The following is a 23,031-nucleotide window of genomic DNA, read 5'->3' on the forward strand; positions in this document are numbered from 1 at the left end:
TACCTATGAAAAGTCAGGCTTATCGCATGGCCATGCTCTATGATTTTTATGGCGATGTGCTCACTGACCGCCAGAAGGAATTTTATGACCTCTATTACAACGAGGACCTGTCCCTGGGCGAGATCGCTGAGAACTATGGCATCACCCGCCAGGGAGTCCGGGATGTTATCGTCCGGGCCGAGGCCATCCTCACCGAGTTGGAGGACAAGACCGGCCTGATCAAGCGGTTCCACACCATGCACAGCCAGTTGGAGCAGCTCCGCCAGGACGCCCAGCAGTTGGTGGAATTGGCCGCACAGCGGGACCAGGCCGACATGGAGCTGCTGGCCCTCCGGGTGCGGGATACCGCTGACCAGCTGTTAAAGGAGTAATCCATGGCATTTGAAGGACTTTCTGAAAAGCTGTCCGCCGCCTTTAAAAAGCTGAGGGGCAAGGGCCGCCTGTCCGAAGCCGATGTGAAGGAGGCCATGCGTGAAATCCGCCTGGCCCTTCTGGAGGCCGATGTCAGCTATAAGGTGGTCAAGCAGTTCGTGGCCCAGGTCACGGAGAAGGCTGTTGGGGCCGACGTGCTGGAGGCCCTGTCCCCGGCCCAGCAGATCATTAAGATCGTCAACCAGGAGCTTACCGAGCTGATGGGCGGGGCCAGCGCCAAGCTGACCATCGCCTCCAAGCCCCCTACGGTGGTCATGATGGTTGGCCTTCAGGGCGCCGGTAAGACTACCAACGGCGCCAAGCTGGCCAGTTTGATGAAGAGGCAGAACGGCAAGCGGCCCCTGCTGGCCGCCTGTGATATCTACCGCCCCGCCGCCATCAAGCAGCTGGAGGTAGTGGGCGAGCAGTTGGGCATCCCCGTCTTTCAGATGGGGCAGACAGATCCAGTGCATATCGCCAAGGCCGCGGTGGAGCACGCAATCAAACATGGCAATGACATGGTGTTCCTGGACACTGCCGGACGGCTCCATGTGGATGAAGCACTGATGGATGAACTGCGCAGAATCAAGGCCGCTGTTTCTCCCACTGAGATCCTGTTGGTAGTGGACGCCATGATCGGCCAGGACGCGGTCAACGCCGCCAAAGCCTTTGATGACGCCTTGGATATCGACGGTGTAGTGCTCACCAAGCTGGACGGCGACGCCCGGGGCGGCGCTGCCCTCTCCATCCGGGCAGTGACTGGAAAACCCATCAAGTTTGTGGGCATGGGGGAAAAGCTGGACCAAATCGAGGTCTTTCACCCCGACCGGATGGCCAGCCGCATCCTCGGCATGGGCGACGTTCTCTCCCTTATTGAGAAGGCGGAGCAAAACTTCGATCAGAAGAAGGCTCTGGAGCTTCAGGAGAAGTTACGGAAAAACAAGTTTACCCTGTCCGACTTCTATGATCAGATGGTCCAGCTAAAGGGCATGGGCTCCCTGTCTGATATCGCCGGTATGCTTCCCGGCGTCAAGGCCTCTGATTTGGAAGGGGCCGCGCTGGATGGGAAGGCTCTCCAGCGAATGGAGGCCATCATCACTTCCATGACCCCCTATGAGCGGGAAAATCCTAGTATTCTCAATTCCAGTCGAAAAAAACGCATCGCCGCCGGATCTGGCACTCAGGTGGTGGATGTAAATCGACTACTCAAGCAGTTTGAGATGCTTCAGGCCATGACAAAGCAGTTTTCCGGCGGCAAGATGCCCAGAAGCCTGCGTAAGATGATGGGAAAAAAGGGCGGGATGATGCCTGGAATGGGACGGGGATTCCCTTTCTGAGACAGCCGCCAGTATAGGCCCCAGGGAGCGGAGCGCCAGATGCCCAAAGGGTATCTGAAGCAGAGCGGACTCCGCGCTGATGAGGTTGGCAAAGCGCCGCGCGCGCTTTCCATATAAATCTATCAATTCATTTGGAGGTGAATATAAATGGTTAAGATCAGACTGCGCCGCATGGGCGCCAAGAAGGCTCCCTTCTATCGTATCGTGGTGGCTGACTCCCGCTATCCTCGGGACGGCCGTTTCATCGAGGAGATCGGCATTTACAACCCTGTCGCCAACCCCGCCGAGCTGAATGTGGATGTGGAGCGCGCTCAGGCCTGGATCAAGACCGGCGCTCAGCCCACTGAGACCGTCCGTGATCTGCTGAAAAAAGCCGGTGCTCTGTAAGGCTGGAGGTTTTGCACACAATGAAAGAGCTTCTGACCTATGTCGCCCAAAACCTGGTGGAGCACCCGGAGCAGGTGTCCGTCACCGAGGCCGAGGGCGACGGCGAAACCGTCCTGGAGCTGCGGGTGGCTCCCGAGGATATGGGTAAGGTGATTGGCCGCCAGGGCCGCATTGCCAAGGAAATCCGTGTCCTGGTCCGCTCGCTTGCTCAACGGTCTGGAAAACGTGTTTCCGTAGAGATCGTCGACTAAAACAAAGGCGCAGGCTTTTCCTGCGCTTTTGTTTTCTTTCCATTTTCCTGGCGGCTTTCCGCCGCCTGTGATATAAAATTTTCTGCAACGGAGGCTATGCCATGCCGGCACAATATTTGGAAGTGGGCAAGATCACCAACGTCCACGGCGTCATGGGAGAGGTGCGGGTCCAGCCCTGGGCTGACTCTCCGGAATTTTTGTGCAAGTTCAAAACCCTCTATGTAGATCAGTCCCATTGGCCTATCCAGGTGGAGCGGGCCCGCGTCCATAAAAACATGGTTATCATCAAGTTTCAGGGGATCTGTGACGTTCCTTCTGCCTTGGCCATGCGCAACGCCATCTTGTATATCGACCGTAAGGATGCCCATCTCCCTCAGGGAGCCTTTTTCCTGGCCGATATCTATGGGCTAGAGGCCCGTGACGCCCAGTCTGGACAAGTCCTAGGCAAGGTAGAGGACATTCTTACTTTGCCCGCCAACAATGTCTATGTCATCCGGGGCGGGGAGCGGGAGCTGATGATCCCCGCCGTCCCCCAGTTCATCGAGGAGACCAATGTGGAGGACGGCTACCTGAAGATCCATATGATGGAGGGTCTGTAATGAAACGGGAATGGATGGGGGCTGCCCGGCTGGGTGTGGTCCTGTTTCTCCTTTATCTGGCTATCCACTACTGGGGAGCCCTGTCCTCCCTGCTCCTCTTGGGGCTGGGGGCCGCCTTCCCCCTGGTTCTGGGCGCCGTTATCGCTTACGCGGTCAATATCCTCATGAGCCTGTATGAGGGCTGGTACTTCCCCGATACCAAGAGTCCCTTTGTCATCAAAAGCCGCCGGCCGGTCTGCCTGCTTTTGGCTTTTGCCAGTCTGATCGCCATCGTTTTCCTCCTCATCCGCATGATTCTTCCTGAGCTGTTAGAGTGTACCCTGGTTCTCATCCAGGAGGTAGTGCCTATGCTGGAGAAGCTGAGTGAAAATCTGGACCTGTCCCAGTTCTTCTCCATCTCCAGCACCGCGCTGGCAGATGGCTCCATTAACTGGAAGGAGGTCATCACCTCCATTACTCAGTGGCTGGTCAAGGGAGTAGGTGGCGTCATGGGCTCGGTACTGTCCCTGGTTTCCGCCACGGTTTCCACCGCCTTTACCGCGGTCGTGAGCATCATTTTCTCCATCTATCTACTCTTGGGCAAGGAGAAGCTGGGCCGCCAGATCTCCCTAGTTATGAAGACCTATCTGAAGCCAGCCTGGTACAGCCATCTGGTTTACTTTCTTGAAACTCTCCACTCCTGTTTCCGCCGCTTCGTGGTGGGCCAGTGTACAGAAGCCGTCATCCTGGGCCTGCTGTGTATGGGCGGCATGATGCTGTTGCGGTTCCCTTACGCCTCCATGGTGGGAGCTCTCATTGGCTTTACTGCCCTGATCCCTGTGGCCGGCGCTTACATCGGCGCCGGTGTGGGAGCCTTTATGATCTTTACTGTATCACCCTTCCAATCGCTGTTCTTCCTGATTTTTATCGCGATCCTGCAGCAGCTTGAAGGCAATTTAATCTACCCTAAGGTAGTGGGCTCCTCCATCGGCCTGCCCGGTATCTGGGTGCTGGCTGCTGTCACCATTGGCGGCGGCGTCCTCGGCATTGGCGGGATGCTGCTGGCTGTCCCCTTGGCCGCTGCCCTCTACCAGATGCTGCGGGTAGATGTGGCCCGGCGCAACGCCCCCCCCTCCCCACCCTCAGCGCAGGAATCAACAGAGGAATGACAAAACGCGGAGGACGTTATGCGTCCTCCGCGTTTTCTGTTACCGGCCAATACAAAACATCAGAACGCTCCTGATCCAGTCGGGCGCTCCGGTCTGCCCAATGGCCTGGAAAATGGCTTCCCGTGTGTCAGACAGCCCCATCGTCATCGCCGCACGGGCATCCTGTCCTATGGCCAGAAGGTCCGCGGTAGCCGCACTGCCTACCGCCACATCCCGGGCCATCGCCGCGCCACCGGCGGCGTATATCCCGACAGAGCTTCCTCCAATGGCCAGATAGCCGAAGGCACAGCCTCCTACCGCCACATACCCCAGAGCGATCCCGCCCATCGCGAGCAGGCCGAGGGCCATTCCGGCCAGGGCCAACAGCCCCATTCCAAAGGCCCCTACTGTGATTCCCCCCAGCGCAAAGACCCCGATGGATAGCGCACCCACCGAAACATTGCCGATGGCAACAACACCTCTGGCGACACAGAAGCCCCGCTGTGCCAGGTTAATATGGGCCAGCGGCAGCCCAAAGACGGTACACTTGCTTTTATACTCATAGTGCCAGCTGTTATAATGGTAGTGGTTCTCCACCACCACTGGGCCGTTCTGGGCGGCGGCACATGATTCCATCTCATGACCAGTGATGAGCCAGTCCAGCGTCACGTTAAAATACCGGGCCAGGGCGGTCAGGTTATCCATATCAGGCCGGCTTGTGCCTGCCTCCCACTTCTGCACCGCCTGGCGGGTCACCCCCACCAGATTGGCTAGTTCCTCCTGAGAAAGCCCAGACCGCTTGCGCAGGTCATAAAGCCGATTTTGAAATTCCATACTGTCCCCCTCTTTTGTTTTGTTCCTGAGTCGGTGTTCAGCATAGCAAATTTCAGTGAACAGCGCAACCAAAAGCTGTATTCAATTTGACAACCGCCGGTTGCGGAAGCTATTTTGCGCTCATCTGCTCATAGCGGCGGCTGGGATTGGAAATACTGTTTCCGGGGGTGATCTCTGTGAAAAAGCAGGAATTTAGAAATTCTGTGGAGGACCTGCGTCTGAGTCCGGAGCTTCGTCTGTGTCCCAAGTTCGACCCGACCAGCATCGCCCACTTCCATGTGGCCACTCGAGAGGATATGGGTTTCCGCGTCCTGGACAACTGCGCCGAGGAGCACATCATGTAAACCCCTGCCGCCCGTGGGCAGCTGCTTCGCAGCCCTTCATAGGGCAGACGACAAACCCGCCAAAAAAGGAGGGGGAGGCATCCGCTAAAACGGATGCCTCCCCCTCCTTTTCCCAATTTCATGTATCACCATACTGGCGGGGCAAAAGATAGGCAGCCAAAATCGCCAAAAATTCAGAGGCTTTTGGTCTGTTCATCAGTGGATGGCGGGCCAGCTCTTCTAGGAATGGACGGCCGCGGTTCCACGCAATTTCTGCTATCATCCGGATGTTGCGCTCAACGCAGCTCCAGTTGGTCTGGTATTGCCCCGCCACCTCAGGGTATAGGCATTTGGTTACCAGCAGAAGCCGCTCCGGCTCCTGGATCGCGAGATGCACCGCAAAGGCTGTATGGAAAAAGCCTATGTAGTTCGCGGTAACTCCCAAGCGGAGCAACAGGTCATAAATATCAGTCATCTCCGCGGATGTGTCAAAAATCATGTTTTTCATATTACAACAGCTTTAGTATCTCCCCAAAATGATATTGAAAAGCCTCTTGCTTGTCCGCTGGCAAAAAATGATACCACTCGACCTGGCGCAGAAGGCATCTCGCTTTTCCTGCCGCCTCTATAGACACCGTTCCGAATACCAGTTCATCCAGCGAAACTCCTAGTGCATTGGCGATGCGGATCAGGGTATCCAATGTCGTATTTCCGTCGGCCATCGCCGCCTGAATTGTCGACTTTGGAATGCTGAGTTCCCTGGCAAAATCTGAAAGACTTTTTCCCATTCCCTCCTTGTATGCTTTTAAGTTGTCTGATAGGTGATTGGTTCGTTCCACACAATTCCCCTCCTTTTTATTTCTCAATATAAGAATAAGGGAAAATATGCAGTTTGGGTGACCGGGATTTCGGTTTTTTTCGTCAATTTTCGGTCAAAGTGATCTGCCGCCAGCGATACCTCCTTTTTTTCTGTCTTATACGCCGTTTCTCCACCTTTATTTGTCTATAATCCCTTTGCCAGCTTGTCGATGTTTTGATGCCGCCGGAATAAACTCCCAATGCCGCTCCAAAAGTAGTCCTGAGATGCGGAAAAGAACTCAAAAAATTCATATCAAGAAGAAGATAAAATAACATAAAAAGCCCGCAATCCGCAAAAAGCAAAAGGATTGCGGGCAGGCAAAGAGCGACTAAAATCCATATTTTCATGCACGCAATAAAAGCGCAGCGAAGCTGCGATACCAAATCGTAATCCAGCGCAGCGGGTTCGATTTGGAAAGGAGGAGCAGCGGCGTGAGCGCGCTCTGACTTTTGCAAAAAAAGTCGGAGCAAGCGATACAAAGCTTGCTCCGACGTGGTGCAGTTGAGCAATCCAAATCCGAACCTGTTTTATGATCGGCCAATGCGGTTTTGAGGTCATCAAAAGTGATGGTCGTTGTTCCTTCATTGTAGTTGAATGTTATCACCATTTTGTCATCGTACAGGAAAATAGCGTTGATAAAAGTGTCAATCAGCATCTTACGATGGGACTTTTGCCGTACATCCAGCTTGCGGAAGCGGTGGAGCCAAAAGGTCATAAACTCGGCGCTGACCTTAGGCTTTGCCAGCTTCTCGCAGGCAATCTTGGTTTCCAGTTCCTCTTTTGTGGCTTCCAGTTCTTCCAGACGGCCTTTTGTGGACTTGGTCAAGATACCCTGCTGGATGGCGTTCAAGAGATTTTGAATGGCCGTGTCAGCCTCCCGCAACTGCTGTTCATAGAGGGGAAGGTTGACATTTTCCCTGTCCTGCAAGTCCATGAGCATGGACACGATGGCTTCAATGGCGGTATCGTCCATCACCATCTTCATGGTTTCGCTGACTACCAAATCCTCAATCCATTCTTTCCTGACGGACTTCTTATGGCACTCGGTGCGTTTCTTTTTCACCGACACGCACTTGTAGTAGTGGTGGACATTCCCCGTGTGGCTGGTGCCGCTCTCACCGCATAGGTAGGCTCCACAGTAGCCGCAGAACAGCTTGGTGGTCAGCAGATAATCGTCCTCGGCCTTGTGACGGGCCGGGGCTTTTTTGTTCTTCGCCAGCTTCTCCTGCACCCGGTCAAAGAAGTCTTGGGGGACAATGGCGGGAATACCGTCCGGCACCACAATGTCCCGGTAGGTGTACTCGCCAATATAGCGGCGGTTGTTCAAAAGGTGCTGTACGCTGTTGTAGGTCATCTTCTGGCCCCGTGTGTTCTTCACGCCCTGCTCGTTGAGCCAGTCCCGTATCTGCGTCATGGTGGCCCCCTCGTCATAACGCTGGAACGCTTCACGGACAAAGGGCGCGGTAAGCGGGTCAAGCTGGAAACACTGGTCGCTGTCGATCTGATAGCCGATGGGCAGGGTTCCGCCGTTATACTTGGATTTCAGGGCATTCTCCGTCATGCCCCGGACTACCTTTTCGGACAGATCGGCGGAGTAGTATTCAGCATATCCTTCCAAGACGCTTTCCAAAATGATACCCTCGGCCCCGTCGGAAATGACCTCGGTGGCAGACACCACCTTAACCCCGTTCTTTTTCAGAGCAGTTTTGTAGCGGGCGCTGTCGTAGCGGTTGCGGGCAAACCTGTCCAGCTTCCAAACGATAATCATATCGAACAGGCGCTTGCCGCTGTCTTTAATCATGTTCTGAAATTCCGGGCGGTTGTCGGTCTTAGCGGAAAAGGCACGATCTATGTAGTGACGCAGAATGGTGATACGGTTCTTCTCGGCAAAGGCAGTACACTCCCGGATTTGGCCTTCAATACTTTCTTCTCGCTGATTATCGGAGGAATAACGGGCATAAATAACTGCTTTCATTTTCTTCAGCCTCCTTGTTTCTACGCATTTTAAAGCCGTTCTAGCAATCAGCATAAGGAATTATATTACCGCAGTGCTGACACACCGCCAGAAGCCGCATAATACTTCGCCTTTTGCGTCTGAAATGCGTAGATATGATACTGATTGGTGGGCGCAAGCAGCTTTCTGCTTGCACACACTTGGTTACTGCATAGCAAAACCGGGGAATGACGTCAAGGGCGCGAAGCGTTCATCTTGACCCTTGCACGGCATTCCCCGGCTTTGCTATTTCTTCGTAATGGCCTGCATCAACTTACTTTGCAAACGGCCTTTCATATATGGGTCTACCTGCTTATGAGTCTGCCCGCTCTCATCGACTATTGTCCGCAAACACAGCTTGTTGATATAAGCATCATAGTGCTGCAAAATCTGTTCCATCGCATCGGCCTCTCCTGCACGGGCTGCCTCAATAACGGATAGAAGCGGTGGGGGCTTGTATTTGCTGCTTGATTTTTTCATGGCAGTTTTCCCATCAGTTGTTCCCGCATATTCCGCAAAATACTTGTACGGCGGCGCTGAATGGCACTTCTGGAACAGCACATTCTCCTGCCGATTTCCCGGTCGTTCAGTTCCAGCACAAAGCACAAAATCAAAAGTCGTCGCTCTGGCTGCGGTAGCTCCTCAATGATATTAGCCAACTGCTCATTACTGATTTGCAGGGTATAACCATCCGCTGAAAAGGTTATGTAATCGCTAGGGTACTGATCTGTCGTACAGATTCCGTCCATAATCGGCTGCGGCAAATAATTCAGAGATACCAGCCATTTGTTTTGATATGAAAATTCCCGAAAACAGTCCAGCATTGCATGGCGCAGGACAACTTTGCAGAAGGAATCAAAGCGGTGGCGCTCCGCAGTATCTTCATAGACCATCATGTGGCTCTCCTTGGCATAACGGCTGCAAACGGTCAATTTTCCCGGCCTGAATATCTGAAATATGCTGCTTTATTTTTTCTTCAGGCCAGTCCCACCAGTTAATTTGCAGTAAGGCCGCGATGGTATCATCCGAGAAGCGTTTGCGGATTGTTTTGGCGGGAACGCCGCCGACAATCGTATAAGGCGGCACATCTTTTGTTACGACGGCGCGAGTGCCGATGATTGCGCCATCTCCAATGGTAACACCAGACAGAATCACAGCCTCATATCCAATCCACACATCGTTACCGATGATAATATCGCCTTTATTGTCCCATGCACTCGTTATATTCTGGACATCCAATCCCCATTCTTCAAAAAAGATCGGGAACGGATAGGTGGACAAGGATGCTTGTGTATGGTTGGCGCTGGTGAACAAAAACTTTGCCCCGCAGGCGATGGAACAAAATTTTCCGATGATAAGTTTGTCATGGTTGATCGGATAGTGGTACAGTACATTGTTCTTCTCAAACTGCTGCGGGTCATAGACGAAGTCGTTATACATGGTAAAGTCTCCGACAAGGATGTTGGGATTTTTGATGACATTTTTCAGATATACGGTTGCGTGGTCGTTGGTGCGAGGATAAATGTTCTCTGGATTCATGACGTTCCCTCCTCTCGAAGTTATGAGAACTCGTATCTCCCAATCCGTGAAAAATGGTTGTTCTCCACATAGTAAACAGCGTGTTCCTTTGCCGAATAAACGAAAGAAACTCTGGTGGCCCAGATCCCTTCCTGCCGGACGGCTTGAAGTACAGAAAACGCATCGGTGACAGTAAACTGCTTTCCGTAAGTGTTCAGAAGTTGAGCGGCTCTTTCGTATCGGTCATCTCCCGGCACAAGAAAGGGCATTGTGCTTTCGGGTGCAAGGACAGAGTAATTGGTAATCAGCGAGTAGCGTCCATCATCTTCCCGCCAGCCAATACCCGGTTCAACGATCAGGGTGCGGCCCTGCCTGTCGGACAGTATGGCCTGCATGGTAGCATCCGGGGCATAGACAATCTTCCGTTCCTGCACGATTTGCAGTGCATCGTCAAAACTGATTTTTGCCTGCACAAACTGTTCTGTCAGGTCTGCGATTGTCATGCAGTTTTTGGAATCCTGATAGGCCCCCTCCGGGTTTCCGTGAACATACAACAAGGTTCCGACATTTCCGTTGCGGTTCACGCCATGATAGGAATGACGCACCCCATCGGGCCGTAGGATGCCGATATAAAAGCGGTCTTTTTCTGCTATGATTTTGTGATCCCATACGGTAAGGTCAATCTCAAAATTAAAGCCGGTGATAGTATCGTCACCTCGGTAAACAAATCGAGTACACATGGTTTTTTCCTCTCTTGTGATTTATTTGTTATTTTTATCGTACTGCCGATACGAACATTTTTCCATCCACCAGACAATACCGAATCAATCTGTATCAAATAAAAAGCAGGGGCTGCATTTCTGCAACCCCTGCCGGTTCATTTCTGATAAATGATTTTACGAATAGCTGATACGGACAGGAAATATTTTTCCGCTAACACCTCCATAGAGGTTCCGTTCTGAAACTCCTCTACGATTTGGCGGTTTCGTTGCTGCAATTCCTGTCGGTAGCCCGAAGCTTCTCCCCATCGTTTTTGCTGCGCTTGATCGGCGGGAACATAAAGATAGCCCCCTTGAATATAGCTTTGTAATTCCTTGACCAGCGCATCGGGAAGAAGATTTTTTGCATTGATGTATTTCATGCAGGCTTCCTCCTTGAGATGATCGTCAAGCAGCAAAGCCAGCATATTAATTATGCGACGATTTTTACTCCATGCAAACGTCGCAATCCACTGGCTTTGCATGGAGCCGCACTTCGTTGAGTTTTGTCATTCGACACCACTTCTTTCTGTTTCATAGCATCTTTATCATACCACGCGACTTGAAATCGCTCAACAATTTTTTGTAAATAGCGGGTAGAAACGTCTAGTTTGAGCGTATTATTAGCGAAGCAATCAAGAGAGGGTTTGGGATACTCCCAACAAGAAAAATCTCCGCTCCGGCAGCAGGCCGAAAACGGAGATTTTACGGGAGTGTGGCCACACTCCCTATGCTTGCTCTCTTTTAGTTCACCCGGAATGGAAAGGAAGGGAATGTGGGATTTTGTAACGGAATTTGAAGGAGTATGGTGGAAGGCGCAAAGCCTCCGACGGATTGACAGCAGCAATGTGACCAGTAACTTGAAGCTGACAGACCGGATGGAGGGATTATTTGGGGCGAAGGAAAAAGCTAATCAATAACACCACCATACCACAACATCAGATCGAGGCCATTGCCCGTTGCATTTTGCCTGACATTCTGACTTTCTATGAGAGCGAAGAAGGACAGCAGGAGTTCGCTAAGTGGAAGGAGCAAAGGGTAGCGGAGAAACCGGAGTCTAAAATAGAATAAGGGCATATAAAGGACGTTGGATTATCCCGAAACGCTGACTTTTCATCCATGTCTACCTAAAAATTTACAAAATACCTATGCAAAATAGCGCGGATGTGGTACTATTAAAATGTGAAATTGTATTAGAATGCGATTAGGTTTATTCTGTATGTTTGCATAGCTCAATATTGTTATATTGAAAGGGATAGATAATTATGGCAAAGTTATTTTCGTTTACTATATGTGACTCTATTAATAATCTGCCGACTTCTGGTGGTACAGTGCCCATGTTAATTGCACCTCAAATTGCTCTGCGGCCCCAATTTGTTCCTGGGAATTTCTCTTTTGGGTTGGCTATTGGGATGTCAGAAATTGATTTACATATTTCTAATAAACTGAAACTTGTTATCCAAAGTCCAGACGGAAATGTGATTCATGATTCGGGAGAAACTGATCTTCCCATTATATCTAAAGGCGATACCCTTCCTCAAAAGTATCAAGGCTTTATGATGTGCGTTGATATTCGCAATCTGGTAATTCCTTGTGAGGGTGAATATATCTTCACATTCTATTTGAACGGAGAATGTGTAGCAAAGCAATCGGTGCCTATCTTTAAGAGGGTGGAGTAATGGTTACAGCAATCTCTACAACAGAAAGTTCCAATATTCAAATCCCTGCTTTACCAAATGCAAAAACCTTTTGCGCTATGGCAGCCGTGCTGGTACTTGCGGCTTCAACTACTGGTACAGTTTCTGTCCCTATGCAAACTTTTGCAACAAGTCAGAACACCTTTTTCTCGACTGATACTGCAAATAGAAATAGTTATAATAACGGAAACATCAGTTTGTGGTTAGAAGGTGATTCCGTTATGTCGGTTGACAAAGCGCAAAGTCTGGCGAGACTTCTTGAAATCGAACAACTTCAAGATAATTGGAACGGCAATGGTGCAAACTGCTTTTCAGAAAGTATCTTATCTTTTGCAAGGAAAATTGTAATGAATTTGCTTATACAACCTGCAATTTTTCCAACTGCACGAGATAGTATTCAACTTGAGTATGAAAACGACTTGGGTGACTATCTGGAACTGGAACTTTTTGAAAACGAGCGGATCAAAATGTTTTCTTTTGATCACACAGGGAAATCTTTGACCGAAGAGATTAACTACGATAGCATCAACAAGGTGGTAAGTAAGTTCTATGGACGAAACATTTAGTGAACAAGAATCACTTCTCAGAGCAGTATATCCTGCAACGCGTAGGCCTGATTTTTGGAATAACGGTAGGCTTTCAAGTGCTGCATTAAAAGACAAAAGAGGATTATCCGTAGAACGGACTTATGATAGAACAGTAAAAGATGCTACCTTATCGATGTCGCAGCGCTTTCAAGGGCTTGTCGTTTCCATCACTGTTCGGGCTTGTAATGCTGTTCAAGCATATATCAAATATTGTCCATCACAAAATAGTCCATACCACAGTGAGATCCACGGGAGCCCGGCCCAAGTCGAATTGAGCGATACACAAGCGCTTCTATTGGCACGTAGTGCAACTATTCAATTTGTCCCGAATCTGGAATATTCCGTATAACTTAAAAATGGGGTGTCATCCGAAAATGGTGACACCCCGCCTTTTTTGCGTTTATACAGATTTCTTCTTTTTCCGTGGCCCTCGTGGTTTGGAAGTGGGCTTGCGCTGCACTCCGTTGCAAAAATGGGTGTTCCCATAACGCTCAAAGAAAACAAATAATCCGAACCCATCTCCTATCGGAAACAAGTTCGGATTATATTGGTTTGGTGCGAGTGGCGATACAGAACTTTTTGAAAAACCCAGTAATATCAACGGTTTTGGGCTTTCGGACAACTTCTTTTCTTGCATAGCTTCATAAAAAATACCTTTCATTTTGGGCGACTGTTCAGACGGTCGCCCTTTTTCTATGCCCATTTTCAAACTGTATCAAAAAGGGTGGAAAATCCGCTGTTCTTTCTCCTGTGAGCCACAAAGCAAAAGTGGCAGGGATGTTTTCCCATGCGGAGGATATCGAAGGGATACAGGCGGACAACCACCGAAAATCAACACTTTTCAAACCACAAGAAAGGAGGACATCGGCATGGCAGTTTTCCGTATCGAAAAGACCCGTGATTACACGGTCATGTCAAACCACCATCTGCGGAACACGAACCTTTCCCTGAAAGCAAAGGGCCTTCTCTCCCTTATGCTCTCGCTGCCGGAGAATTGGGACTACACCACAAAGGGCCTCGCCCGTATCTGCAAGGATGGCGTAGACAGCATTTGCGCCGGGGTGCGGGAACTGGAGGAACAGGGCTATGTGATCCGGGAGCGCGTCCGCAATCCAAACGGGCAGCTTGGAGCCATCGAGTACACGATCCTGGAACAGTCCCGACCACCCGAACCTAAACAGGAAAAGCCTGAACGGGAAAATCCAGTTCAGGCAAATCCAGTCTTGGGTTCTCCTGTCTTGGAAGAACCTGAACAGGAAAACCCCACACAATTAAATACTAAGAAATCAAGTAAAGAAACATCAAAAACTGATTTATCAATTACGGAACCATCAAATCCTATCCAATCAAATCCCCCTGCCCCCGCAGAGGCAAGGATAGGAACGGATGGGATGGGAGCAAGAGAAATATACCGTGAGATCGTTTTGGATAACATCGGGTATGAGTATCTGATCCAGGACAGCCATATCGACCGGGAGCAGCTTGACGAAATCGCGGAGTTGATCGTGGACACCGTATGCTCTGCCAGAAAGACGATCCGCATAGCCGGGGATGATTACCCGGCGGAGGTGGTGAAATCCCGGTTTATGAAGCTGGACAGCTCCCATGTGCAGTATGTCATGGACTGTATGAGGGAGAACACCACCTATGTCCGCAATATCAAGAAATACTTGCTGGCGGCCCTGTATAACGCTCCTGGTACCATCAGCAATTACTATTCCTCCCTGGTACAGCACGATATGTACGGGGATGGCAAACGAGGGAGGGGTTAAATGCAGGAAGAAGTGACCGGCAAGACCGTCGCATTGATCGTTGACGGAGCCAAAATGAGCGAGCAGGTGTTTGAAAAGGCGGTCAAGAAGTTTCTGGAGGAAATCAAGAAAAGCAGACAGCCGAAAATATACCGGGGCAAGCAGACCCTCAAACAGCTTGCCTCCCAGAACGTGGGGCTTGCCAATGTTGAGATCAGCGACAAGAACATTCGGGCCTTTACCCATGTGGCGAAGAAATACCATGTGGATTTTGCCTTGAAGAAGGACACCGCCGCCGAACAGCCCCGCTACCTGGTATTCTTCAAGAGCCGGGACGCGGACGCGATCACGGCGGCCTTCCAGGAGTTCGCAAGCAGACGGATGGGCCGGGAAGAACAATCCTCCATCCGGGAGCGTCTGGCCCAGGCGAAGGAACGGGCGGAGAAGAAGCCGGAGCATCGTACCGTTGACCGGGAGAAGGTAAAGGTCAAAGATCGGAGCGTGCAGAGATGAACGTGAAGAAATTACTTTTGACCAATCTCCCATATCTGCTGTTCGTGTATTCCTTTGACAAGGTATCCCAGGCGTTCCGGCTTGCACCCGGCGTGGACCTGTCCGGCAAGCTGCTTTCCATCGGGGATGGCTTCAGGTTGGCGTTTGCCTCTTTTGGACTGAGCGTTAACCCGACTGACCTTTTGATCGGTCTCGCCGGGGCGGTGATCCTGCGGCTGGTGGTTTACATGAAGGGCAAGAATGGGAAGAAATACCGTCACGGTATGGAATACGGTTCTGCCCGCTGGAGTGCATAATTTTAAGTGTAAATGACACATACATGGACGCACAGGAGGTTATGCACATGACTGATTATAGCAAAATTACAGCCCTTTACTCCCGCCTTTCCGTGGGCGACGAGGACAGGGACGGCGGCGAGAGCAACAGCATACAGAACCAAAAAATATTTTTGGAGAACTATGCCAGAGGGCAGCACCTAACCAATATCCGGCACTACATCGACGATGACGAAAGCGGCAGGTTTTTTGACCGTTCCGCCTACTCCCGCATGATGGACGATGTGGAAAACGGGAAAATCGGTGTCTGCATTATGAAAGACCTTACCCGTTGGGGGCGCGACTATCTCCAAGTTGGCAACGCGATGGAGATATTCAGACGGAACAACGTGCGCTTTATCGCGGTCAACAACGGCATAGACAGCGAGAAGCCCGACACGCTGGAGTTTGCGCCCTTTATCAATATCATGTCGGAGTGGTACGCAAAGGACATCAGCAAGAAAGTGAAAACGGGCATTAAGACCAAAGGCATGAGTGGAAAGCCGATTGTCACCGAAGCCCCTTACGGCTATGTCAAAGACCCGGACAACAAGGATTTTTGGATAATCGACGAGGAAGCCGCCGCGGTTGTCCGTTTGATTTTCCGTCTGTTTATCGGCGGGAAGAACCGCAACCAAATCGCCGTGCATCTGAAAAACGAGCAAATCCCTACCCCCACTTTCTATATGAAAGACCGGGGGCGGGGAACCTGTAAAAATAAGACGCTCAACGAGGATAGCCGCTGCAAGTGGAACAAAGCCACCTTGACCAATATCCTCACACGGCAGGAGTATTGCGGCGATGTTGTCAATTTCAAGACCACAAAGCATTTCCGGGACAAGCACAACCACTATGTAGACAGAAGCCAATGGCACATCACAGAAAATGTGCATGAGCCGATTATCAGCCGCAGCGATTTTGAAACCGTACAGCGGATTTTGGAAAACGCGCCTGTCAAACGCCCCAACGGGGACGGGGAAATCCACCCTCTGTCCGGCTTGCTTTTCTGTAAAGACTGCGGTTCAAAAATGCACATTCGCATAGATTACCGAAACGGCGGCAAGCGGCACGTTGCCTATTGCAGCGAGTACCACAAGGGGAAAGCCAAGAACCCCAAATGCCATTCCCCGCACATCATGGACGCGGACTTGCTCATGCAGACCATCGCGGAAGTGCTGAAGAAAATCGAGGACTATTCTATCAGCAACCGGGCGGAGTTTGAAGCCTTAGTGAAAAAGAACCTTGTCATGCAGCAGACCGACCAGACCAAGAAACAGCAGAAGCGTATTCCGCAAATCACGACGCGCCTTGAACAGATTGACAAGGTGCTGAATAAGCTCTATGAGGACAACGCCCTCGGCACGATCCCACAAGACCGTTATGAGCAGATGTCGCAGAAGTATTCGGAAGAATACTATGCGCTGAAAGCGGAGCTTGCCACGCTCCAAGAGCAGCTGTCCGCTTATGAGAACGCGGGAGGACGGGCGCAGAAGTTTTTGAAGCTGACGGAACGCCATGCTGCCTTTACCGAACTTACCCCCGCCATTCTCAACGAGTTTATCAGCCGGATTGAAGTGCATGAGCGCGACCAGAAAAGGGCGAGATACGCAATCCAGCACATCAGCATATATTTCAATTATATCGGCAAGTTTGAGAATGAAGTGACACAGCTTGCGGAACCGACCGAGCAGGAAATCCGGCAAATGCGGGAGGAAATCGAAGAAGCCAAAAAGGAAAAGAGCCGCGCATACCACCGGCAGTATTCAAGGGAGTACCGGGCGCGAAACCTTGAAAAGCAGCGGGAGTATGACCGCATGAAAGCGCGGGAATACCGGGCAAGGAGAAAGGCGCAGGCAGCCGCCGCACAGCCCACACAGTAAAACAGAATAACCGTCAACCAAGAGGGATTTTCCGAGTTATGGGAAATCCCTCTTTTACGCCCAAAGAAAGGAGCCGCCTATGGCAGAACAGACCCCCGACAGTATCATCACGACCCAGAGGAACGGGCAGACCATTGTTGCGGAGTTATTTTTCAATCACAGCAGCACAGAAACATTCCGCGACAAGCTGCTCAAACTGGTGCTTGCCGACAGTTCGCGTTTATCCGCGTCTGACGGTCAAGAGCCGGAAAAAACAGAAATCTTGCGATAACAGCCGCCCCGACGAACCATTCCCTGTCCGGGCGATTTCTATTTGAAAATCCTCATTTTCCCCAAGTCAAGAGCCGGGAAAAACACCCGAAAAATGCCCCTACTGCGTAACAGGGGCGCAGAAAGGAGAGTTTATGAGAACAGGGCTTACGAAGCAGGAAAAGACCACCGATATTTGGTTTGACGAGAAAGACCCGCTAATCCATATCCGCACCCACAACACCGACTTGAAGAAACGGCTTGCCGCCTACGCCAGACAGCACCCCGACCAGTGCCGCCAGACCGACGCAGACCCCGAAACGGGCTGCATGGAGTTTGAAATCCGCAAGGGGCGCTTCTCTTTCCGTCTGACCGCCCCATACAGCGAGGAACGACGGGAAGCAACGCGGCGATATGCCAGAGAAAACAGCACTACAAACTTGTTGAAATAATGTGGATTTGTTCATATTCTTGTGCTATACTTTTCTCAAAGGCACAGAATGGCAGATATAAATTCGTGGGAGAAAAAATATGAAGAAGCATAGAAAATGTAAAAAGATAATAGCTTTTGTAACAGTGTTGTTTATAGCATTTGTTGCAGTAATTGGGCTACACAAAACAGGGATTTATCGTTTTGATTTCTTAAAGGACATCTATAAAAAAATTGATTTTCAACTAAGTACGAACGAGCTTAACATTCCGCAGGACGCTCTTTCATTTTCTGTTTATGATATTGAACAGGAGGAATATTTATTTTACGAGGGCGATAGCCAACTTCCCACAGTAGCAAGTTTGGCAAAACTATTTGCCATTGATTATGCTTTGGGAAAAGTAGATTTGGAAGATATTGTTGAAGTAAATCAAGAGGTATTAGAACTTGTTCCGGCGGGTTCATCTTTAGCAAATCTGTATGCTGGGGAATACACAGTTAAACAAATCATGGAGGCTATGCTTGTTCCTTCCGGAAATGACGCAGCCTATGCGTTGGCATATCATATCGCTAAAAACGAATTAGGCGAAGGTTATACAGCAACGGAATATATAGATTATTTCATGACAGAACTTAGTGAGTATTTAATCGAAGCAGGCTATTCCAAAACAAATTTATATAATGACCCAAGTGGCGCGTCTATGCAAGCTGACTCTCATTTAGATGACATTAACCGCGTAGCGTTGAAGCTCCTTAACTACGATTTTGTTAAAGAATGTATTGGAAAAAGCGAATTTTCAATTCAAACTCCGCAAGGTGAATTTACATGGAAAAATACAAATGAATTTTTAGATGAAAATTCACCGTACTATAATGCAAATGTTAAAGGAATGAAAACAGGAACAATGGCATCTTCCTATAACATTGTTGTTCTGTATGAAAAAGATGGAAAAGCATATTTAATTACCTGTTTAGCGGCACACTCAAATGAGGGGAGATATAAAGCGGTACAGTCTGCTATCAACACGATTATTGAATAATGATGATGAAATATCCCGTTTAAGTAAAGTGTCAAAACAATAAGGGTAAGATAAAACAGCACACAATAAAACTTAATACCCATCCAAAAGGGCAGCCGAGAAATCGACTGTCCTTTTTCTACGCCGACAGGCAGAAAGGAGCGACCAACTATGACAAAACCGAGAGAGAAAACCCGTGAGGAGCTGCAAGCCGAGATTGAGGACGGAAAGAAGAAAATCCGGCAGTTTGAGAACCGGGAAAAGATGTTGCGTCAGAAGCTATCCAAAGAAGAACGCAGAACGCGCAGCCACCGCCTTATCGTCCGGGGCGCAGTCTTTGAAAGCATTGTGCCGGAAGCAAAGAACATGACTGACGAGGAAGCCGCCGCGCTTCTCCGGCTTGCCTTGACGAGTGAACCAGCGCGGGAATATCTGAAAAAACGAGCAGAGGGAGCGACAAGCTGAAAATCCCTTAGGAACTAAGGGCGCACTTATACACCCTTACGGGCGTATGCGCTCTGCCGAGGGCTTGTCTCCGCACAGGGATTTTATCCCGCGCTCCGATATGGCGGCTTTGCCGCAACAAGGGGCTGCACCCCTTGCGCCGCTTCGCGGCTATCCCTGCACACCCACAAAAACAGTACACCCGCCGTTGGCGTCTGTACCATTTTTGCGGGTTTTATTATCCTATCCGGGAGGTGATACCCATAGCCATTTACCATTGGAACATCGGCATTGTGAGCCGAGGAAAAGGCAAATCAGCCGTTGCCGCAGCCGCCTACCGAAGCGGCGAAAAGCTGACAAACGAGTGGGACGGAATGACCCACGACTACACCCGCAAAGGCGGTGTTGTCCATACAGAAATCATGCTGCCGCCCCATGCCCCGCCCTCTTTCTCTGACCGTTCAACCTTGTGGAACAGCGTGGAGCTTTACGAGAAAGCCGGGAACGCCCAGCTTGCCAGAGAGATTGACGCGGCGCTCCCCATAGAATTATCCAGAGAGGAACAGATCCGGCTTGTCCGGGAATACTGTTCCTCTCAATTTGTTTCCAGAGGAATGTGCGTTGATTATGCCATTCACGACACCGACAGCGGCAACCCCCATTGTCATATTATGCTTACCATGCGCCCCCTTGACGAGCGCGGCGCATGGGCAGCGAAATCCAAAAAGGAATATGACATTGACGAGAACGGCGAGCGTATCCGCTTGCCAAGTGGCAGATACAAAACCCACAAAGTTGACCTTACAGGCTGGAACGACAAGGACAACACCCTCTTGTGGCGCAAGGCATGGGCTGACTTTACCAACGACTTTTTGGAGAGGAACGGAAGCCCGGAGCGTATCGACCACCGCAGCAACGCCGAGAGAGGAATTGACGAGCTGCCCACCGTCCACATGGGCGTGGCGGCTTGCCAGATGGAGAAGAAAGGTATCGCCACCGAGAAAGGCGAACTGAACCGAAATATCCAAAAGACAAACCGCCTTATCCAGGAAATCCGGGCGCAGATTGGGAAGCTCAAAGAATGGATTGCCGACCTGTTCAAAGCGCGGGAAACCGCCCCGAAGCAGCCGTCGCAATCTCCCAACCTTGCAAATCTGCTGATGAAGTATTTGAGCGTTCAGAGAGAAAAGAGCCGGAAGTATTCGCAGCGTTGGCAACAACAGCACACAGCCGATGAACTGAAAACCATAGCGGCAGCGGTCAACTATCTTTCCGAGCATGGTATCTCTAATCTTGATGAACTGGACGCTTCCCTTTCCTCTGTCAGCGATAGAGCCTATTCAATCCGGGAGGGAATGAAAACCGCCGAGGAACGCATGAAGAAGCTGCAAAAGCTAATTGAATACGGGAAGAACTATACAGAGTACAAGCCCATTCACGATGAGCTGAAAAAGCTGCAAAACGGCTGGACAAACAAGCGCGACAAGTACGAGGAAGCCCACCGCGCCGAGCTTGCCCTATGGGACGCAGCAAACCGCTATCTCCATGCAAATCTGCCGAAAGGAACAAAGACCTTGCCTATTGCGGAATGGGAACAGGAATATGCTGACCTCAAAACACAGAGGGACAGCGATTATACCAAACTGAAAGATACCCGCACCAATGTTTCAGAGCTTCAAAAAATCCGCAAATGCGTGGATATTGCACTCCGCGCCGACCAACCGGAGCAGACGCAGAGCCGCACCAAGCGGCATGATATAGACCGCTGAAAGGAGTTGAACTTTTATGTATTACACCCAAGAACAGATAGACCGCGCCAACCAAGCCGACATTGTTTCTTTCCTGCAATCACAGGGCGAGCAGCTTACCCACGCCGGACAGGAATACCGCTGGAAACGGCACGACAGCTTGACCGTCCGGGGAAACAAATGGTATCGCCACAGCCAGAGCAAAGGCGGCGGCCCCGTTGATTTTGTCATGGAGTTTTTCGGCAAGAGCTTCACCGAAGCCGTTGAACTTCTCACAGGGGAACAGGGAGCAGCCGCGCCGGACAGACCAAGCCCCGCGCCCCTCTCTGATTTTCGATTGCCGCCCCGCAGCGATACCGCCGGACAAGTGAAAAGCTACCTTACCGAAGCCCGCCGCATTGATGAAGATGTGATGGGCTTTTTCTTTGCCAGCGGCGATATTTACGAGGAAGCCGCCCACCACAACGCCGTATTCGTCGGCAGAGATGAAAGCGGCATACCGAGATACGCCCACCAGCGCGGCACAGCCGGGAACTTCCGGCTTGATGTGAAAGGCAGCGACAAAACCTTTAATTTCTCCTATCGGGGCGCGGGCGAGCGGTTATTTGTCTTTGAAGCCCCGATTGACCTGTTATCTTTCCTCTGCCTGTTCAAAAAGGAATGGCAGAAACAAAGCTACCTTGCACTGGGCGGCGTGGGAGAAAAAGCCCTGCTGCGTTTCCTCTCTGACCGTCCGAACATCAAGACCGTTTTTCTCTGCCTTGATAGCGACGAAGCCGGAAACGACGCTTGCAGCCGCCTTGCAGAGCTTGTGCCGGAGGGGTTGACCGTCCACCGGCTTATCCCTCTTTTCAAGGACTGGAACGAGGTATTGCAGCACCGGGCAGAAATCACAGACGGGAAGTATTTGCGGGAAGCAATCTACGGCTTGAAAGAGCCGCCGCAGGAAGAAACCGTTGAGATTATCCGCATGAGCGAGGTTGACACACAGACCGTTGAATGGCTATGGGAGCCGTATATTCCCTTTGGGAAAGTAACCATTGTGCAGGGCAATCCCGGCGAGGGCAAGACCACTTTTGCCCTACGCCTTGCCGCCGCCTGCACCACCGGGGGAACGCTGCCGGGAATGAAGCCCTTGCCGCCGTTCCAAGTAATTTACCAGACCGCCGAGGACGGGCTGGGCGATACCGTCAAGCCCCGCTTGATGGAAGCAGAAGCCGACCTTGACCGCGTACTTGTGATTGATGAAGCCAAGCGGGAGCTTACCTTCTCCGACGAGCGCATAGAAAAGGCAATCACGCAGAACGGAGCGCGGCTGATTATCCTTGACCCCATACAGGCGTACATGGGCGAAAAAACCGACATGAACCGGGCAAACGAAGTGCGCCCCATGTTCCGCCGCCTTGCCGATGTTGCCGAGCGTACCGGGTGCGCCGTTATCCTTATCGGACATCTCAACAAAGCTGCTGGAGGGCAGAGCGCATACCGGGGCTTAGGTTCTATCGACTTCCGCGCCGCAGCAAGGAGCGTCCTGCTGATCGGGCGCGTGAAGCGAGAACCGAATGTGCGCGTTATCGTCCATGACAAATCTTCCCTTGCGCCGGAGGGCAAGCCCGTTGCCTTTTGCCTTGACCCGGAAACGGGCTTTTCGTGGATAGGCGAATACGACATCACCGCTGACGAGCTGCTGTCCGGCGCGGGCGGGAACACCGCCACCAAGACCGAGCAAGCCGAAAGGCTGATACTTGACCTGCTTGCAGACGGGAAAGAGCTTGCCAGTGAGGACATTGTAAAAGCCGCAGCCGAAGCCGGAATATCCGAAAGGACGGTACAGAATGCCAAGCGCAACATGGGCGGCATTTTAGGCGCAAGGCGTGTCGGCGGTCAATGGTACAACTTCATCAAGAAGAAGCAGCCACCCGAACCCGCAAGCTGAAAGTGCAAAACGCAGACCCTTTGCACTTTGCACTTTCGCACTTTCACGATAATTTGCGTCAATAAC

At 51.0% G+C, this 23,031-nt stretch carries 28 protein-coding genes and 1 pseudogene; 20 read left to right on the forward strand and 9 right to left on the reverse strand.

Features of this window, described 5'->3' with window-relative positions:
- Nucleotides 1-5 precede the first annotated feature (5 nt).
- The 6 genes from ylxM to ACEVJK_RS06505 all read left to right on the forward strand — a co-directional run bounded on the left by ylxM (nt 6) and on the right by ACEVJK_RS06505 (nt 4,133).
- Nucleotides 6-371 carry a YlxM family DNA-binding protein gene (gene ylxM / locus ACEVJK_RS06480; RefSeq protein ID WP_147571996.1) on the forward strand — a complete coding sequence of 122 codons (366 nt, stop codon included), beginning with the start codon at nt 6-8 and terminating at the stop codon, nt 369-371.
- 3 nt (nt 372-374) lie between these two features.
- Nucleotides 375-1,748: a signal recognition particle protein gene (gene ffh / locus ACEVJK_RS06485; protein ID WP_374740237.1), complete on the forward strand. Its 1,374-nt coding sequence runs from the start codon at nt 375-377 to the stop codon at nt 1,746-1,748.
- Nucleotides 1,749-1,895: 147 nt separating this feature from the next.
- Nucleotides 1,896-2,135, forward strand: a complete 240-nt coding sequence (gene rpsP, locus ACEVJK_RS06490) for a 30S ribosomal protein S16 (protein WP_147571998.1) — start codon at nt 1,896-1,898, stop codon at nt 2,133-2,135.
- Nucleotides 2,136-2,155: 20 nt separating this feature from the next.
- Nucleotides 2,156-2,386, forward strand: a complete 231-nt coding sequence (locus tag ACEVJK_RS06495) for a KH domain-containing protein (protein ID WP_186853238.1) — start codon at nt 2,156-2,158, stop codon at nt 2,384-2,386.
- Between the two features lie 101 nt (nt 2,387-2,487).
- Complete coding sequence (gene rimM / locus ACEVJK_RS06500; protein WP_374740238.1) at nt 2,488-2,985, forward strand: ribosome maturation factor RimM; 498 nt, start codon at nt 2,488-2,490, stop codon at nt 2,983-2,985.
- Nucleotides 2,985-4,133 (forward strand): AI-2E family transporter, encoded by a 1,149-nt coding sequence (locus ACEVJK_RS06505; protein WP_186853236.1) that lies wholly within the window; start codon nt 2,985-2,987, stop codon nt 4,131-4,133. The genes rimM and ACEVJK_RS06505 overlap by 1 nt, the downstream gene beginning before the upstream one ends.
- A 39-nt stretch (nt 4,134-4,172) precedes the next feature.
- Here ACEVJK_RS06505 and ACEVJK_RS06510 read toward each other — a convergent pair whose 3' ends face one another.
- The gene (locus tag ACEVJK_RS06510) at nt 4,173-4,946 is read right to left on the reverse strand and encodes a helix-turn-helix domain-containing protein (protein ID WP_374740239.1); all 774 of its coding nucleotides are present in this window, start codon (nt 4,944-4,946) and stop codon (nt 4,173-4,175) included.
- Nucleotides 4,947-5,122: 176 nt separating this feature from the next.
- On the opposite strand from ACEVJK_RS06510, the gene ACEVJK_RS06515 reads away from it, so the two are divergent.
- Nucleotides 5,123-5,290 carry a hypothetical protein gene (locus ACEVJK_RS06515; protein WP_186853235.1) on the forward strand — a complete coding sequence of 56 codons (168 nt, stop codon included), beginning with the start codon at nt 5,123-5,125 and terminating at the stop codon, nt 5,288-5,290.
- Nucleotides 5,291-5,408: 118 nt separating this feature from the next.
- On the opposite strand, the gene ACEVJK_RS06520 is transcribed toward ACEVJK_RS06515, so the two are convergent.
- From ACEVJK_RS06520 to ACEVJK_RS06555, 8 genes are all read right to left on the reverse strand, one after another.
- Entirely contained in the window at nt 5,409-5,777 is a 369-nt protein-coding gene (locus tag ACEVJK_RS06520) for a sporulation initiation factor Spo0A C-terminal domain-containing protein (RefSeq protein WP_374740240.1), read from the reverse strand.
- A 1-nt stretch (nt 5,778) separates the two neighbouring features.
- Nucleotides 5,779-6,108 carry a helix-turn-helix domain-containing protein gene (locus ACEVJK_RS06525; RefSeq protein WP_147572003.1) on the reverse strand — a complete coding sequence of 110 codons (330 nt, stop codon included), beginning with the start codon at nt 6,106-6,108 and terminating at the stop codon, nt 5,779-5,781.
- A gap of 363 nt (nt 6,109-6,471) precedes the next feature.
- Nucleotides 6,472-8,103 carry a recombinase family protein gene (locus ACEVJK_RS06530; protein WP_374740241.1) on the reverse strand — a complete coding sequence of 544 codons (1,632 nt, stop codon included), beginning with the start codon at nt 8,101-8,103 and terminating at the stop codon, nt 6,472-6,474.
- Nucleotides 8,104-8,367: 264 nt separating this feature from the next.
- The gene (locus ACEVJK_RS06535; RefSeq protein WP_374740242.1) at nt 8,368-8,601 is read right to left on the reverse strand and encodes a helix-turn-helix domain-containing protein; all 234 of its coding nucleotides are present in this window, start codon (nt 8,599-8,601) and stop codon (nt 8,368-8,370) included.
- The gene (locus ACEVJK_RS06540; RefSeq protein WP_374740243.1) at nt 8,598-9,017 is read right to left on the reverse strand and encodes a sigma factor-like helix-turn-helix DNA-binding protein; all 420 of its coding nucleotides are present in this window, start codon (nt 9,015-9,017) and stop codon (nt 8,598-8,600) included. The genes ACEVJK_RS06535 and ACEVJK_RS06540 overlap by 4 nt, the downstream gene beginning before the upstream one ends.
- Nucleotides 9,004-9,660, reverse strand: coding sequence for a CatB-related O-acetyltransferase (locus ACEVJK_RS06545; RefSeq protein ID WP_374740244.1), 657 nt, complete (start codon nt 9,658-9,660; stop codon nt 9,004-9,006). The genes ACEVJK_RS06540 and ACEVJK_RS06545 overlap by 14 nt, the downstream gene beginning before the upstream one ends.
- Before the next feature lie 20 nt (nt 9,661-9,680).
- Nucleotides 9,681-10,379 carry a conjugal transfer protein gene (locus tag ACEVJK_RS06550; protein WP_374740245.1) on the reverse strand — a complete coding sequence of 233 codons (699 nt, stop codon included), beginning with the start codon at nt 10,377-10,379 and terminating at the stop codon, nt 9,681-9,683.
- Nucleotides 10,380-10,516: 137 nt separating this feature from the next.
- Complete coding sequence (locus ACEVJK_RS06555) at nt 10,517-10,882, reverse strand: CD3324 family protein (RefSeq protein ID WP_374740246.1); 366 nt, start codon at nt 10,880-10,882, stop codon at nt 10,517-10,519.
- Between the two features lie 780 nt (nt 10,883-11,662).
- On the opposite strand from ACEVJK_RS06555, the gene ACEVJK_RS06560 reads away from it, so the two are divergent.
- The 13 genes and pseudogenes from ACEVJK_RS06560 (at nt 11,663) to ACEVJK_RS06620 (ending at nt 22,965) form a co-directional block, all read left to right on the forward strand.
- On the forward strand, nt 11,663-12,076 hold the full coding sequence (locus ACEVJK_RS06560) for a hypothetical protein (protein WP_374740247.1): 414 nt from the start codon (nt 11,663-11,665) through the stop codon (nt 12,074-12,076).
- Nucleotides 12,076-12,660, forward strand: a complete 585-nt coding sequence (locus ACEVJK_RS06565) for a hypothetical protein (RefSeq protein ID WP_374740248.1) — start codon at nt 12,076-12,078, stop codon at nt 12,658-12,660. The genes ACEVJK_RS06560 and ACEVJK_RS06565 overlap by 1 nt, the downstream gene beginning before the upstream one ends.
- A complete protein-coding gene (locus ACEVJK_RS06570) occupies nt 12,644-13,030 on the forward strand; it encodes a hypothetical protein (RefSeq protein WP_374740249.1) in 387 nt (128 codons plus the stop codon). The genes ACEVJK_RS06565 and ACEVJK_RS06570 overlap by 17 nt, the downstream gene beginning before the upstream one ends.
- A gap of 520 nt (nt 13,031-13,550) precedes the next feature.
- Nucleotides 13,551-14,453 carry a DUF6017 domain-containing protein gene (locus tag ACEVJK_RS06575; protein WP_374740250.1) on the forward strand — a complete coding sequence of 301 codons (903 nt, stop codon included), beginning with the start codon at nt 13,551-13,553 and terminating at the stop codon, nt 14,451-14,453.
- On the forward strand, nt 14,454-14,945 hold the full coding sequence (locus ACEVJK_RS06580; protein WP_374740251.1) for a PcfB family protein: 492 nt from the start codon (nt 14,454-14,456) through the stop codon (nt 14,943-14,945).
- A pseudogene (locus ACEVJK_RS06585) lies at nt 14,942-15,232 on the forward strand (type IV secretory system conjugative DNA transfer family protein); the annotation flags it as partial. The gene ACEVJK_RS06580 and the pseudogene ACEVJK_RS06585, both read left to right, overlap by 4 nt.
- Before the next feature lie 32 nt (nt 15,233-15,264).
- The gene (locus tag ACEVJK_RS06590; RefSeq protein ID WP_008982216.1) at nt 15,265-17,139 is read left to right on the forward strand and encodes a recombinase family protein; all 1,875 of its coding nucleotides are present in this window, start codon (nt 15,265-15,267) and stop codon (nt 17,137-17,139) included.
- Between the two features lie 79 nt (nt 17,140-17,218).
- Nucleotides 17,219-17,410: a transposon-encoded TnpW family protein gene (locus ACEVJK_RS06595; protein ID WP_006060444.1), complete on the forward strand. Its 192-nt coding sequence runs from the start codon at nt 17,219-17,221 to the stop codon at nt 17,408-17,410.
- A gap of 133 nt (nt 17,411-17,543) precedes the next feature.
- Nucleotides 17,544-17,840: a hypothetical protein gene (locus tag ACEVJK_RS06600; RefSeq protein ID WP_008982217.1), complete on the forward strand. Its 297-nt coding sequence runs from the start codon at nt 17,544-17,546 to the stop codon at nt 17,838-17,840.
- Between the two features lie 79 nt (nt 17,841-17,919).
- Nucleotides 17,920-18,858 (forward strand): serine hydrolase, encoded by a 939-nt coding sequence (locus ACEVJK_RS06605; protein WP_040219241.1) that lies wholly within the window; start codon nt 17,920-17,922, stop codon nt 18,856-18,858.
- 150 nt (nt 18,859-19,008) lie between these two features.
- Nucleotides 19,009-19,302: a DUF3847 domain-containing protein gene (locus tag ACEVJK_RS06610; protein ID WP_008982219.1), complete on the forward strand. Its 294-nt coding sequence runs from the start codon at nt 19,009-19,011 to the stop codon at nt 19,300-19,302.
- A gap of 233 nt (nt 19,303-19,535) precedes the next feature.
- The gene (gene mobQ / locus ACEVJK_RS06615) at nt 19,536-21,050 is read left to right on the forward strand and encodes a MobQ family relaxase (RefSeq protein ID WP_117579807.1); all 1,515 of its coding nucleotides are present in this window, start codon (nt 19,536-19,538) and stop codon (nt 21,048-21,050) included.
- A 16-nt stretch (nt 21,051-21,066) separates the two neighbouring features.
- Nucleotides 21,067-22,965, forward strand: coding sequence for an AAA family ATPase (locus ACEVJK_RS06620; protein WP_117579762.1), 1,899 nt, complete (start codon nt 21,067-21,069; stop codon nt 22,963-22,965).
- The last annotated feature ends 66 nt before the right edge of the window (nt 22,966-23,031 follow it).

Origin of the sequence: Flintibacter sp. P01028, from assembly GCF_041925235.1 — a bacterium.
Classification (GTDB): Bacteria; Bacillota; Clostridia; order Oscillospirales; family Oscillospiraceae; genus Lawsonibacter; species Lawsonibacter aceti.